This window comes from Longitalea luteola (genome assembly GCF_017356035.1).
Classification (GTDB): Bacteria; Bacteroidota; Bacteroidia; order Chitinophagales; family Chitinophagaceae; genus Niastella; species Niastella luteola.
In genome coordinates, this window is record NZ_JAFIQX010000008.1 from 13,405 (window position 1) to 28,376 (window position 14,972).

Genomic DNA, 14,972 nt, shown 5'->3' on the forward strand with positions numbered 1-14,972 from the left:
TGTATAAAGTTTAGTCGATCAATCAGAATTTTGAGTTCAGGTGCCGTAACACGAAGGTACCATCGGGTTCCAGGGTGAACATGCTGGCAGTAGCGTTCTCCATAAAGAACCGGCGGTAGTTGCTCAACGGCATGCCCAGTTTATGCGCCAGGAACAGGCGGTTCACTCCATTATGGGCAGCCACCAGGATATTACCGGATTGATATTTTTGTTGTAAGCTTTGAAAGAAATCATCTACCCGCAACACGATCTCGGTACCTGTTTCACCGGTGCCCCCTGCCCTGTTGCTGGCGGGGTCGCGCATCCAGTCGTGCCACAATTGGGCATTCTCTGCCATGAATTCTTCTTTTGTCTTTTGTTCCCACATACCGAAATCTGCTTCTATCAGGCGATCATCCTTCACGACAGTAGTGCCGCTGGCAATTTTTGCAGTGGTAAAGGCCCGTTGCAGTGGTGAGGAAAAAACACCCTCCCAGGTGATGGATTGTAACTGCTGGCGCAAGGCCTCGGCCTGTTTCAGGCCTTTTTCCGTCAACGGGATATCTGTTCGTCCGCAGTAGCGGTTATTATCGGCATTCCAGGCTGTTTCACCGTGCCTGATCAAATAAATATTAAGCATATGCTGTTTTGCTGATATAGCCTTTGGCGGCCAGTATCTCAATAAATTGCTGGTAATCTTGTTGATAAATAGCTGCCTGTTCCTGTTGCGGGTGAACCTCCTTCTCAATTTGGGTCAGGGCTTTGGCCGCTTCGGTCAGGGAATTAAAATGTGTTAACGATGCGGCAATGATCGCCGCGCCCACGGCGCCGGTAACATGTTTCATTTTGTACACGGGCAATTGCAGTACATTACTTCTGATCTTCAGCCATACATCGCTGTTACTGCCGCCGCCTGCTGTGTACACGGCGGATACCTGTTCGCCCGACAATTGTTCGATCACTTCATACGCATACCGTTCAATATAAGCAACGCCTTCCATATTGGCGGCAAATAAAGCCGCGCGTGATAATCCGGCCGGTTGAAATCCCGCTGCCTGTGGTGCAATGAAGGGAAAACGTTCGCCGGCTTGTTTGAGCGGCCAGGCCATGTGCCGCGTAGGTACCAGCACTGCGGCCTGCCTTGTGAGCTCAGTAAGATCATTCCCGAAATCCCGGGTGACCCAATCGGCGCCGGTATTGCTGGCGCCGCCAGGCATCCAGAACCCTTCCGGATGGCGATGGCAATACAGCCGGCCATGCGGGTCGTTGATCTCCTGCGTGGTTACGCCTTTTACGACAAGTGTGGTTCCAATGGTCGTATTCCAATCGCCTACCTGCACCGCGCCGGAGGCGATCTGCGCTGCGCAGCCATCGGTCATACCTGCTACCACCTGGATGGTGCCAGGCAAACCCAAAGCGGTGGCTAATTCGGGTAATATTGTTGCTACCGTTGTGCCGGAGGCCTGTACTGCCGGCAACCAATCTTTTTGAATGGGCAGCTTTTCCCAGATATACGAGGGCCATTCTTTCAGCCGCACATCGTAGCCCGACTTCAGGGCGTTGGTATAATCGGTTACATCGTACCGGCCACTTAATTTGCCGATGATGAAATCAGCGGCATGAATGAATTTGCCCAACCGGACTGCTTTATCGGGATAACGATTGATGAACCATAACATTTTCGGCAGTCCGCTGCTGGCGTTAAAAGCCGTATAGCCATTACTGTTTTCTGCCAGGGCTATTTTTTTGCAATAGGCGGCTTCTTCTGCCGACCGCGGATCACTGTACATGATCGCGTTATACAAAGGCTGGTTGTTGGTATCCAGCGGAATAATGGTTCCGGAAGTAGAGGTTACGGATATGGCCAGAATATCCGCCGGTTTGATATGCGGTTTCACCTGCCGGATCACCTGTTGCAAACAAAGCACACAATCCTGCCACCATAACTCCGGCGATTGTTCTTCCCTCGATTGATTGCTCAGGGGAAATGCCTGTTCTCCACTGCCCAACACTTCTCCGGCAGCGTCTATCAACACGGCTCTTGCTCCCTGGGTGCCTATATCTATACCTATGAAATATGGACTGTTCATTCAAGAATGTTATTACTATAATATTGTTCCTCTTTCTAGTTTCAGGTTACAAGTTGCAGGGGTACCGGTTACCAGTTACCGGGAAATCAGATACATGAAGGCTGCGCCCCGGTAACCGGTAACCGGCGACCGCACTGCTTCGCGATCTTTCACTACAAAACACTCCTGAATAAGCTTCGAGTCTTCTTCCACTCTTTATACAACGCTGCACAATAGGGCTGTTGCTGCGGATGGATCACTTCAATAGTATCGTCAAAGTCTACAGTCAGTTTCAGCGCTTCATTACAAATGAGGGCGCCGCCAATGACCGAGGATTGTTCGAACCCCCGCCGCACCTGCACTTTCTTGTTCAACAGACCGGCCAGTAAACTGCGCAGGGTCACACTTTGCAAACCGCCGCCACAGGCCCACACATAATCGGGCTGATGGCCGGCTACTTCGCACAAGATCTTATAATTTTCTGCAATGGAGCAGGCGATATCCAGCACAGTGGCCCATACAAAATGACCACGGGTCAATTGATGCGACACAGGCGTTGGAAAAATAAATCCGCCTTTGATCAGCGGTGTTTTTTCATCGGCCACCAGCGATCCGAGGGAAGCCATACAAAAAGCATCTTTGGTAGCCGCCAGCTCCTGCTCTATCACTGCATAGGTCTCATTGGGGTAAAATATCTCTTTCAGCCGCTGAAAGTTCAGTCCGGTTACACCGGCATTGGCTTCAAACACCAGGCGGTGGGCTTCAATATCGCGGCTCGTCCACGTACGCTGACCGGCATCGAGCAGATAGGTATCAACGAGTTTTACGATGGGCGTGGTAGTGCCCGATACGATCACAATGTCTTCTACGGCGGGTTGCGTACTCTTTATGGCGAGCTGCGTATCACCACCGCCCACTACCACGAGCGCCTCTTTCGAGATATTGAATGCGCTGGCAACGGCTGGCAATACAGGTCCCAGAACAGTGCCTGAATCATTCAACGGAGGCAGCAGGGAACTGTCGAGGCTGAACAGATCGCAAAGCGCATCGCTCCACTGGCGTTTTTCAACATCATATAACAACGTTTCTGACGCCTGAGAGTGCTCATATTTAATGACACCACTCAATTGGAACTCTACCCAGTCGCTGATGCTGACAAAGCTGTTACATTGCTGCCAGACCTCTTTCCAGCGTTTTTTTATGCCGAGTAATTTAAAGGCGGAAAACAAGGAGGTGGGATAACGGCCTGTGATCTTATAAACGATCGTTTTATCAGGCAGGATTTCTTCCCATTCGCGGCCGCGATGATCGATATTAGGCAACCCTACCAGCGACTCGCCATTTTTTCCCAGCAACACAATACCCTCGCGCTGGCTGGTAGCGGTCAATGCCCGCACCTGTATACCGGGTAAGCCATCGATCACTTGCCTGGCCAGGCCGGTTACCTGTTTCCATAATCCGTTGGCATCAAAATACAGGGCATCGGGATATTTTTCATCGCGGATATATTGAATATCTTCCCGGGCAACCCCCAGCACCGTTCCATTGGTGCTCACTGCAGCCACCCGCACGTTGCCGGTGCCAATATCAATAACAATGTATGCTTCTTTTGCAGTCATAGTTTACGTTAGATCTGTACAGTCAATATTTCTTTATTAGCCAGCCTGGCGCCGGTTCTTTTATTATGCACGTACCAGTCGACCAGGGTCTTGTTTAAAATGGTCACATGATGATCTTCCACTTCGAAGGTAGCACCGGCAATATGCGGTGTCGCCAGCACATTGGGATGATCGATGATCTGATAATCAATTTCATCGGGCGGCTCATGGTCGAACACATCGAGGATCGCCCCGCGAATGGCGCCTTCATTTAACACCCGCAAAAGGTCATCGCGTTTCACCACCACTGCCCGGGCTGTATTAACAAAAATGGCACCGGGTTTCATTTTCGACAACAGCGAATAATCGATGAGCCCCCTGGTTTGTTCGGTAACCGGCAGGTGGATGGAAACAATATCACTGGTTGCAAACAATTCCTCCAGAGACACAGAGCGATAATTTTCATCAAAGGTTGTCACGTACGGATCATAAAACTGAATCGGACAGGGATAACACTGCAGCATGGATGCGATCAGCTGACCAATAGCGCCAAACCCTACCATACCCACCGTTTTACCGGCCAGCTCAGTGCCTTTGAACTGAAGATACGAAGTATGTGCACCGGCTGCCCAGTTACGGCCTTTCAACCATTCAACGCCTGCCAGGGTATTGCGCATAAATGTGATCACGTTGGCTATGAACATTTCTGCTACCGCCTGGGCATTGCGCGCCGGGGTATAAAAAACGGGGATGCCATGTTTGGTGGCGGTTTCAACAGCCACATTTGACGGCGTTCCGCGGCAAACGCCGATGAACTGCAAATGAGTATTGGCATCGATCACTGCAGCCGTTACATGGTCATGTTCTGTAATCAATGCGTTGGCGCCGGTTTCCTTTAACAAAGCCGTTAACTCATCGGCATAATATGCACGGCCATTTGGTTTCCAGGGCCTGTAAATTACCTCGCCAAAATGTTCCTGCAATGTTACCAGGCCATTATCATTGTAAGGCGCCGTCACAAGGATCTTCATAATTTTATACTTTGTTTGTTATTTCTTTATTATAGTTTGTTTCTATCGTTTCGCGTGAATCATAAATCGAATCGTGAATCGTGAGTCGTCAATCGTGAATCAACTGCTAACTGCCCGCTGCCTATTGCCTATTGTCTATTGTTTATTGTCTATTGCCTGTTCTTCCAATGCAGCCACCTGCACGGCCTCGCCCTTCACATGATGTAATGTTTTTGCATTATCGGGCAGGGTGATGAATTTTGTAAGGAAGGCGCTGATCAAATAAAGGATGGCCAGGATCCAGATAATGCCTTCATTGCCCACGGCGCTGAAGAACAGACCAACCAGCGCAGGGCCTACAAACACCGGCAGTCCGGCCCCAAGGTTCAGAATGGCGATGGCGGCGCCTTTGTCTTTTTTAACCAATGAAGGAACGAGGGCCGACAATGGCACATAACCGGCAAGGCAGGCGCCCCACAAAATGCCGGCAGCCAGTACGATCGTGAAATTGCCCGGCGCCGCCTGCGGCACATAATATAGTAACAGGGTTGTGATCGCACAGCCTACTCCACCAAACCACATAATGGTATTGCGCCAGCCAAAACGATCACCCACAAACCCGAAGATCAGGTTAAAGATGATATTGCTGGTAAAGATGGTGCCCCAGATCTTCAGCCAGGTGGTGGTATCGAATCCATGCTTTTCCATGTACATGGGCAGAAACACCGGGAAAGCAAATTGCGCCGTGGTATTGATGATGCGCACAATGCCGCCCAGCAACACCTTCGGTTCTTCCTGTACGATGGTAAGTCCCTTGAGCAGTTCGCGGGCCCTGCCGCCGGCATTATTGCCATGGGAACTACTTTTAAAGGGCGCTCTATTGAGGATCAATGCGAAAAAAGCGCCGATCAACACCCAGAATACCGAGCTCCATAAGGTATTAATGTAGCCCAGGCTCTCGATGGCCCAACTGGAATAAAAAGCGCCCAGTACGTTTAATCCACCGGTGAATACAAACCAGAACCAGCCAACAGCCCGGCCGAGTTTCTCTTTCGGGCTTTGATAGGCGATCCACACCATGAAAGAATAAGCAAACAACGGATAACCAAAACCACGCAGGGCATACGTTACGATCATAACGGGAAAGTTCAGCTGCCCCAACCCATATCCCACAAAACCTGCAGTGCCTGCCAGGTACAATAACAAACCGGCCAGCATGGTCTTCTTCGGACCAAAACCTTCTGCCAGCACACCCGAAAACCAGGCAGAAACAGCTACGGTTATTCCATAAGCGGTAAACAGCGAAGCATTTTGTTCAATGCTCATGCCCCTTCCTGTGAGGTAAGGACTTAACCAACCGGTTTCCATACCATCGCCCATCATAAATATGAGGATACCTACGTAGCCCCAGAGCAGGGACATGGGAATGCCGGTTTTGTCGGCGAATGATGTGTTGTTGGCAGCAAGCTTTTGCATGAATCGTTATTTTACTTTAAGCTCCACCCATTGATGGAGTAGTACAGTTGTGAATAATCTTGTATCCTTCTTTTTTCAACCCTTTGCCGTCTTTTCCGGGCTATTTGTACGATTCGCCGGGCCGAAAGGCGCATTGATTATAACGGGAAAAGTTCGGGATGACCACCATTTCAGCCTTTTTTCGCTTTAAATTTTATTTAATTTCGATGAAACAAGCTGGTGGTTATTAACAATTGACAAGCCTAACCGGAAAAAAGTACCAGAACCTGGCCTAAAAAAGCCATAAATAATGCTTAATCCACGGTTAAAGAATGAAAAACGGATAACAAAGTAAACAAAATTTACAGTAATTAAACAAATTTAAATACAATTAAATGTTTTTAAACCATTAATTAAACACATTTAAGCGTCAGAATGGTAAATCCTGTATTAACTTTATTTAAAAAATTAAACGATCTGTAACCTTTTTACAGAAAGCGATTACATTTGCGGGGGCGAAGCTCAAATAATCACACATCAAATACCTTATTCAGTTTAACCATGACAATCACTGATAGACACCAACTCATTATCCAGAAGTTACAGGAAAAAGGACGGGTAGATATTCAGGAACTCAGCGAAGAGCTGCAGGTTTCGGGTGTAACCATTCGAAAGGACCTGAAACTGCTGGAAGAAAAGAACCTGTTGTTCAGAACAAAAGGCGGTGGCTCTATCAATAATCCTTATGCGGCGGAACGCACGATCAATGAGAAGGAATTTATAAATGCCGATCAAAAGAAGAAGATCGCCAAAGCAGCGCTGACCCTGTTGGGACAGAACGACAGCATAATCATTGGTTCAGGCACCACCGTATTCGAGTTGGCGCAGGCATTGTATCCGCCAAAACATATCACCGTGATTACACCGGCTTTGCGGGTTGCGCTGGAATTATGCAACCGGCCTAATGTTGATATCCTGCAAATAGGCGGCCTCATCCATCACAGCTCGGCATCCGCTGCCGGCGCTTTCGGCGAACGCCTGCTTGAAGATATCTCCTGCGGATTGCTGTTCATGGGTGTAGATGGTATTGAACCGGAATTCGGCTTAAGCATAACAAACCTGGCAGAAGCCAGTCTCGATAAAAAAATGATCCAGGTAGCACAACAGGTAGTGGTAATGGCCGATAGCACTAAATTCGGCCGCCGCGGTATCGGCCGCATCTGCGGGCTCGACCAGGTCGACTACATCATCACCGACGCCGGCGCTCCTATAGAAAGCATCAAGCAATTGGAAGAAAAAGGCGTGAAAACCATCATTGCGGAATAATGCAGGTACCGGTTAACAGTTACCGGTTGCCGGGGCAACCCGCCACGAAAAGGGCTACAGGTTACAAGTTTAAGTTTTACAGTTAACAGCGCCATTCCAATGCAATTGCCGGTTCCCGGCGGTTTTGCTGTCCATCTTCGCAGCCAGACTGGTTAAATTATCGTAAACCAATTCCGTATAACGTCCATAGTACTGGTTGTCATGTTGTGTTTTGCAATTATTCCCGTACATGTATATGCCTAAACAGACGGTTTTTAACGTTCAATTTGGTGTTGCGCAGGCTTTCTCAGTCATTTACAACCACCAAAAAACGGCAAACACATTATTTTTGCAGAATGGATTATTTTAAAAGGCTGCTGGATTTGTTGAAAACGGAACGTGAAGAAGACCGGCAATTGTATTTAAAGCTTACGCAAACTACCTCTGTAGCCCAACGCAGGGCCAATGGACTTACCTGGTATCCCATCGCTATCCGCGACCAGGAAATGAGCCGGGGCGATTACCTGACCGTTGAAGTGGAACGCACTACCCACCACGATATAATTCACCAGCTGCGGTTTGGCATGCCTGCTGTACTGTTCTCTAACCATGATGCCGCCTCGAACAAAGTGGAAGGCACTATCACGTTTGTGAACGGCAACCGGCTGAAGATCACCCTGCGCACCGATGAGCTGCCCGACTGGGCCGGCGACGGCAAGCTGGGTATCGATCTGCTTTTCGACGAGAACAGCTACGATGAAATGCAGAACGCCTGTAAGCAGGCGATGGTGCTGGCAGAAAAACCAGCCGAGGGCCGGCTGATACAAATACTTACGGGTGGTAAAAAGCCCAATTTTCAATCCAGCCAAATCCTGGAACCGGTTCGCGGTTTAAACTCGTCACAACAAGCGGCTGTCAACAAAATACTCGAAGCAAACGACCTCGCTATTGTGCACGGTCCGCCTGGAACCGGCAAAACCACCACGCTGGTGCAGGCCATCAAAGCCATGATCAGGCGCGACAACCAGCAAATACTCGTGGTAGCGCCCAGCAATACCGCGGTTGACCTGCTCAGCGAAAAATTAAGCGATGAAGGATTGAATGTATTGCGCGTGGGAAACCCGGCGCGGGTCTCGGAACGCCTGCTGTCGCTCACGCTCGACTACAAGATGACCGAGCACAGCCACATGAAAGAAATAAAGCGGCTGAAGAAACAGGCTTCGGCCTTCCTCGATATGGCGCATAAGTATAAACGCCATTTTGGCAAGGCGGAACGTGAACAACGCAAAGCCCTGTTTGCGGAAGCGCGCAACATCATGAAAGACGTTGATAATTCAGAACAATATATCATCAATGACCTGGTAGCGAAAGCGCAGGTGATCACCGCTACCCTGGTGGGCGCCAATCATTATACCGTTCGCAACCTGAAGTTCAATACCGTAGTGATCGATGAAGCGGGACAAGCACTGGAACCCGCCTGCTGGATCCCTGTTTTGAAAGCACAAAAACTGGTGTTGGCCGGCGATCATTGCCAGTTACCGCCTACGGTAAAAAGTACCGAGGCCGCCCGGAACGGACTGGCCACTACCCTGCTGGAAAAAACGGTGGCACTACACCCTGAATCGGTAGTCCTGCTGGAAGAACAGTACCGCATGAACGAAATGATCATGGGTTATTCTTCTTCTACCTTTTATGCCGACCGGCTGAAAGCGCATGCATCCGTTGCCCGCCATGTGCTCTTCAACAACGACCATCCGCTTGTATTCGTTGATACTGCCGGTTGCGGTTTTGATGAAAAGACCGAACAAACAAGTACGTACAATCCGGAAGAGGCGGCATTCCTGTTCCGCCATCTTACACAACTGGTATCGACGCTTGACGGTCATTATAAACCGGAAAATTTCCCGAGCATTGCGATCATTTCTCCCTACAAACAACAGATAGATACACTGAAAGAACAGTTCCTGAGCTCACCGGCCCTGCAGGCGTATGAACATAAGATCGCCATCAATACCATCGACAGCTTCCAGGGCCAGGAACGGGATATTGTGTACATCAGCATGACGAGAAGCAATCCCGATAGCCGCATCGGCTTTCTAAGCGATATCCGGCGCATGAATGTGGCCATGACGCGCGCCCGTAAAAAGCTCGTTGTTATCGGTGACAGCGCTACGCTGTCGCAATTCCCCTTCTATTCTGATTTCATTACATGGGCGCAGGACAGGAATGCGTATCAAAGTGCGTGGGAATTCGCCGAGTAACCCATTGACAATGGGCAATGGGTTACGGACAATGGGCAAAAGCTCAAATTGTAGAACTCACTATTGTCCGTCACTTAATAAATATTAACTCAATAACTGAACAACTGAATAACTAAAGAACTGAACAACTGAATAACTCAATAACTGAAGAACTGAATAACTAACTAACCTTATCAACCTCATCACTTTCGAGGTACCGTTTCGCCTGCATATTGTATAACTCCGCATACTTCCGATCGAGTTGCATCAATTCGCGGTGGGAGCCACATTCCACAATGCGGCCATGTTCCAGTAGTATTATTTTATCGGCATTCTTAACCGTACTGAACCGGTGCGTGATGAGAATGACTGTTTTTCCCTGCATATTCCGCTCGAGGGTACTGAAGATCTTTTCTTCGGTCACGGCATCTATTGAAGCAGTGGGCTCATCGAGGATGGTCACTGCTGCATTGCGGTAAAACATCCTCGCTACCGCCAGCCGTTGGTGCTGTCCCTTCGACAGATCAATGCCCCCGGCAAACTCTTTCCAGATCAGCTGATCATAATCCCTGATAAAATCATCAGCACCGGAAAACTGCGCAGCCTGTTTCATTCTTTCTTCCCTTGCCGCCGGCAGCTCGCCGTTCTCTTCAATGCGGCCCACACCGATCGATTCGCGAATGGTTAAATTATATATCGGAAAGTCCTGAAACAAAATGCCCAATGCGCTTTGCCAGTCTTCGAGGTGAAGATCTTTCAAATTGATTCCGTTAATATAAATATTCCCTTCGGTAGGATCATAAATGCGGCAAAGCAGTTTGATAAGCGTGGTCTTTCCCGAACCATTCACGCCCACTATAGCTACTTTCTCCCCCGGCCTTATCGTAAACGACAGCTGCTGCAACACAAACGGCGTGTCACCTTCGCCAACCGGATACCGGAAACTGACATCCCTGAATTCGATCAGCGGTGGTTCGGTGAATTGTACCCTGACGGCATTCTCTTTGGAAACAATGCGGGGCTGCATATCGAACAACTCGAACCAGCGGGCTGCGTAGCGGGATGCTTCTTCTGCATGAGAAATGCTTTCAATATAGCCGTTGATGGTTTGGTAGAAACGTGTATAGGTGGTGAATGCCAGCAGCAAACCGCCCACAGCAATGCGGTCGGCCAGCGCCTCCCGGGTCATGAGGGCAATGGCCGCAAAGAGGAATAACAGGTACCACAGGCTCATTACACTGTATGATATGGCTTTCTTGCGTTCGGCCGCAATGATCTTGTTATGATATGCCATTTTTCTGTCGCTGATCTGTACTTTGAGCCACTGCTGCAATTTGAGCAGGATGACATCCACAGCCTTTTGTAATTCTTCAAAATGCGAAATGCGGTTATGAATGATGCGATGGTCGTCGACGGAAAAATAGCGAATGCGGAACACCTCCATGCTGTACTTTTTGTAAAAGAAATAAACTGGCGCCGCTGCCAGCACGGCAAAGACCACAAGCCAGTAATTCAACGACCAGAGAATGCTGATGGAAGTTATAATGCCGGCAAAATTGGTAGCGGAATTAAAAAAGAAATCCTGCAGGTTGAGTATACTGCCCGTGCCCCACTCCTGCGCGCTACGTAAAAGGTTCTGGTAGGAACTGCTTTCAATTGTGCCGATATCCAGTTTGCCCTGCCGTTCAATTTTATACAGGTCGAACTGCACACTTTGCTGCATGCGGAAGATCATACGGTAATGCGATCCTATATTACCTATGATCAGCGGCACCAGGAACGACAAACCCAGGATCACCGACGACCAAATGAGCTGACTGGTTTTACCCGTGCCGTCTTTTATCTTAATGATCTCATCAACTATAGCCGCAAAACTGGTGAACTGCAGATATACCACAGCCCCCTGAAAAATATTGAACACCATCAGCAGGATCAACAAACGCCTGTTCGTTTGCCAGGCAAAATCAATTGATTTGATTGCCACCCCGAACATATTCCGGTACTTTTTCATCTTCTCTCAAGATACCATTTTCCTGCCAATTTGTTAATACCGGAAATTTTATTTGGAACATTCGTTCCAATATATATACATTTGTACCGGAATGATCATTCCAATATCCATTTCATCAAACATTTTATCACTCATGAATCGTTTACAAAATAAAACAGCCCTCATTACGGGCGGTAACAGCGGTATTGGTTTCGCTACAGCAAAAGAATTCCTGGAACAGGGGGCAACCGTGATCATCACCGGCAGAAGCCGGCAGTCGCTCGACGAAGCCAAACAAGCGCTGCAGGGAAAAGTTCATACCATACTATCGAACACCAGCAACCTGAACGACGTAAGGGCGCTTCGCAATCAGGTACAACAAATAACGCCTGCACTTGATATTGTGTTCATCAATGCAGGCATAGGGAAATTCGCTCCCATTGAAGCAGTGACCGAAGAACATTATGACGAACAATTCAACATCAATGTAAAAGGCGCCTATTTCACCATCCAGCAATTGCTGCCCCTGGTGAATGACGGCGGTTCTATCATTCTTAACACCTCTGTGAATGCGCATATGGGCATGGCCAATTCAAGCGTTTATTCTGCTACAAAAGCGGCCCTGCTGACATTAGCACGCACCCTGTCGGCAGAATTATTACCCCGCAGGATCCGGGTGAACGCCATCAGCCCCGGCCCGGTAACTACACCTATATTTGATAAATTAGGGTTGCCCGTAGCAGAGAAAGAAGGATTAAGAACGGCTGTACAAAGTAAAGTGCCTCTCGGTCGCTTTGCCGATCCGGCTGAAATTGCACGGGTTGCCACCTTCTTCGCTTCTGATGATTCTACCTTTGTGCTGGGCGCCGAGATCATTGCCGACGGTGGTATGATCACATTGTAAAATTTGCGGTAATTTTGGAACAAAGATTCCAAATACAACCGATGCCAAAGACAAAACAGTTCGACGAAACGGAAGTGTTGACAAAAGCCAAGGAAGTCTTTTGTGAAAAGGGATACAACGGTACTTCCATGGATGACCTGGTGCAGGCCACCGGCTTAAGCCGGTCGAGCATATACGATACGTTCGGTGACAAACATGGCCTGTTCATGAAAAGCCTGAACTATTATCGATGCACACAGCAGGGTGATATGGAAAAACAATGCACCAGGAGCGACAGCCCCAAAAAGAATATCCGTGCTATTTTCGACTATTATATCAAAGATATACTGGCTGATAAAGGCGGTAAAGGCTGCCTGCTGATCAATGCAAGCATGGAACTGAGTGCGGTGGATAAAGACGTAATGGCCATTTTCCAGTCGAACATGGAAGATATAGAACAGGTGCTCAGCGCCTTGATAAAGGAAGGGCAAAGCAAAGGCGAGATCCCGAAAAAATTTTCACCGAAAGCATTGAGCCGCCATTTGTTTAATAGTCTGGCAGGGCTTCGGGTAACCGGGATGAACCGGCCTGATGCCGATGTATTGCGGGAGATAGCGAAGATCTCGCTATCGATGCTGGATGAATAAACGCTGAAGCTGTAGGCCGAACGCAGAACGCTAAACGCAATAGTCTGAAGTCAATGACAGCCTGCCTTACAGGCGGCCGTCATAAAACGAGGAAGGCGCGTTAAGCCCAGGCGTTCAGCCTAACGCTTTTTTCCCCTTACTTTTGCGCCTATGATCCAGGACAACCTGTTACTTATTTTATCGCTTCTTTTTGCCATCAGCATCCTTACCATGATCAGTGGCAAACTGAAGGTTGCCTATCCTATTTTCCTCGTAATAAGCGGCCTGTTGGTCAGTCTTATCCCAGGCATTCCTCACATCAGTTTACATCCTGACCTGGTATTCCTGATCTTTCTGCCGCCCCTGCTGTACGCGGCAGCCTGGAATACTTCCTGGAATGATTTCTGGCGATGGAAAAGGCCTATCAGCCTGCTGGGTTTCGGACTGGTCATTTTTACTTCTGCTGCCGTTGCCTGGGTGTCTAACCTGCTGATCCCCGATTTTTCGCTGGCAGCCGGCTTTCTGCTGGGTGGTATAATTTCACCGCCCGACGCCATTGCCGCCACCTCTGTATTACAGGGCCTGAAAGTGCCCAAAAGAGCGATCATTATCCTGGAAGGTGAAAGCCTCGTGAACGATGCTGCCAGCCTGATCGTATTCCGGTTTGCGTTAGCAGCAATAATGACGGGCCAGTTCCATTTCTGGCAAGCTACAGGAACTTTTTTCATGGTGGCCATCCTGGGGATCGTCATCGGGCTGGCCATCGCACATTTTGTTTATTTCATTCACCGGTTCTTTCCTACCACGCCGGAGATCGATGCTGCATTTACGTTGATCTCTCCGTATATCATGTATATCACAGCAGAGCATTTTCATGTATCGGGCGTTTTGGCTGTTGTGAGCGGTGGTCTGTTCCTCACTTTCCGTTCGCAGGATATTTTCAGTTACGAAGCCCGCATCCAGGTGATAGGTTTATGGAACACGCTGGTGTTCTTAATGAACGGCTTTGTATTTATCCTGATCGGCCTGCAGTTGCCGGATATTATTAAGGGTATGGAAAATTATTCAGTAAGCGAAGCCATTTCTTATGCAGTGATCATTAGCCTGGTTACGATCCTCATTCGCATTATGTGGGTATTCCCGGCTACCTATATTCCCCGGCGGCTGTTTAAAAGTATCCGCGAGAAGGAATCCAACCCGGGCTGGCGGAATGTATTGCTGGTGGGCTGGAGCGGCATGCGGGGGGTTGTTTCACTGGCATCGGCCCTCGCCGTACCGCTGACGCTGGCGGATAACCAGGCCTTTCCGCACCGCAATCTCATATTGTTCATCACATTTGTGGTAATACTTTTTACCCTGGTGTTACAGGGATTGAGCCTCAAGCCGCTTATCAGGCTGTTAAAGATCGAAGGCGATGAAAAGCTGTCTGAGAACAGGGAGGCGCTTGACCTGCGTTTACAGCTGGCCCGGGCCGTGCTCACTCACATGAACACGCGCTATGCCAAAGAGATAGCAGAAAATGAGACTTATAAACGGGTGCACGACCGGTATGCGCGCATGATATCCATAACACAAAAAAAGCTGGAGAACCAGGAAGCTGTTAATGAAACGCAATCGTTTTTACCCCATTACCGGCAAATGCTGCTTGACCTGGTTGAAGTACGGCGCCGTGAATTGAATAGTTTCCGGCACAACAACAGCTTCAGTGAAGAATTGATCCGGGAAAGGGAATGGGAGCTGGATCTGGAAGAAGCACGGTTACGAAGGTGATTCAGTTCCTGAGTTTTTAGGTTAAAGTTTGATACAAAGTATAAGTA

11 protein-coding genes are annotated in these 14,972 nt (G+C 48.7%); 5 read left to right on the plus strand and 6 right to left on the minus strand.

Translation table 11 applies throughout. From position 1 onward, the window contains the following. Nucleotides 1-22: 22 nt before the first annotated feature. The 5 genes from JUB15_RS18750 to JUB15_RS18770 form a co-directional block, all read right to left on the minus strand. Nucleotides 23-619 (minus strand): histidine phosphatase family protein, encoded by a 597-nt coding sequence (locus tag JUB15_RS18750; protein WP_207514049.1) that lies wholly within the window; start codon nt 617-619, stop codon nt 23-25. Beyond that, complete coding sequence (locus JUB15_RS18755; protein WP_207514050.1) at nt 612-2,069, minus strand: FGGY-family carbohydrate kinase; 1,458 nt, start codon at nt 2,067-2,069, stop codon at nt 612-614. Before JUB15_RS18755 ends, JUB15_RS18750 begins: the two co-directional genes overlap by 8 nt. 152 nt (nt 2,070-2,221) lie before the next feature. Then, a complete protein-coding gene (locus tag JUB15_RS18760; protein ID WP_207514051.1) occupies nt 2,222-3,667 on the minus strand; it encodes an FGGY-family carbohydrate kinase in 1,446 nt (481 codons plus the stop codon). Nucleotides 3,668-3,675: 8 nt separating this feature from the next. Continuing rightward, on the minus strand, nt 3,676-4,677 hold the full coding sequence (locus JUB15_RS18765) for a 2-hydroxyacid dehydrogenase (RefSeq protein WP_207514052.1): 1,002 nt from the start codon (nt 4,675-4,677) through the stop codon (nt 3,676-3,678). Nucleotides 4,678-4,812: 135 nt separating this feature from the next. Then, complete coding sequence (locus JUB15_RS18770; RefSeq protein ID WP_207514054.1) at nt 4,813-6,132, minus strand: MFS transporter; 1,320 nt, start codon at nt 6,130-6,132, stop codon at nt 4,813-4,815. 540 nt (nt 6,133-6,672) lie between these two features. On the opposite strand from JUB15_RS18770, the gene JUB15_RS18775 reads away from it, so the two are divergent. Together JUB15_RS18775 and JUB15_RS18780 are read left to right on the plus strand one after the other, a co-directional pair. Next, a complete protein-coding gene (locus JUB15_RS18775; RefSeq protein ID WP_207514055.1) occupies nt 6,673-7,437 on the plus strand; it encodes a DeoR/GlpR family DNA-binding transcription regulator in 765 nt (254 codons plus the stop codon). A gap of 335 nt (nt 7,438-7,772) precedes the next feature. Further along, nucleotides 7,773-9,677 carry an AAA domain-containing protein gene (locus JUB15_RS18780; protein WP_207514057.1) on the plus strand — a complete coding sequence of 635 codons (1,905 nt, stop codon included), beginning with the start codon at nt 7,773-7,775 and terminating at the stop codon, nt 9,675-9,677. Nucleotides 9,678-9,837: 160 nt separating this feature from the next. Here the strand turns inward: JUB15_RS18780 and JUB15_RS18785 are convergent, their stop codons facing one another. Continuing rightward, entirely contained in the window at nt 9,838-11,667 is a 1,830-nt protein-coding gene (locus JUB15_RS18785; protein WP_207514058.1) for an ABC transporter ATP-binding protein, read from the minus strand. A 133-nt stretch (nt 11,668-11,800) separates the two neighbouring features. Between JUB15_RS18785 and JUB15_RS18790 the strand changes: the two genes are divergently transcribed. From JUB15_RS18790 to JUB15_RS18800, 3 genes are all read left to right on the plus strand, one after another. Further along, the gene (locus tag JUB15_RS18790) at nt 11,801-12,550 is read left to right on the plus strand and encodes an SDR family oxidoreductase (RefSeq protein WP_207514060.1); all 750 of its coding nucleotides are present in this window, start codon (nt 11,801-11,803) and stop codon (nt 12,548-12,550) included. A 41-nt stretch (nt 12,551-12,591) separates the two neighbouring features. After that, nucleotides 12,592-13,176 carry a TetR/AcrR family transcriptional regulator gene (locus tag JUB15_RS18795; RefSeq protein WP_207514061.1) on the plus strand — a complete coding sequence of 195 codons (585 nt, stop codon included), beginning with the start codon at nt 12,592-12,594 and terminating at the stop codon, nt 13,174-13,176. 150 nt (nt 13,177-13,326) lie between these two features. Further along, complete coding sequence (locus JUB15_RS18800) at nt 13,327-14,925, plus strand: Na+/H+ antiporter (protein ID WP_207514063.1); 1,599 nt, start codon at nt 13,327-13,329, stop codon at nt 14,923-14,925. The last annotated feature ends 47 nt before the right edge of the window (nt 14,926-14,972 follow it).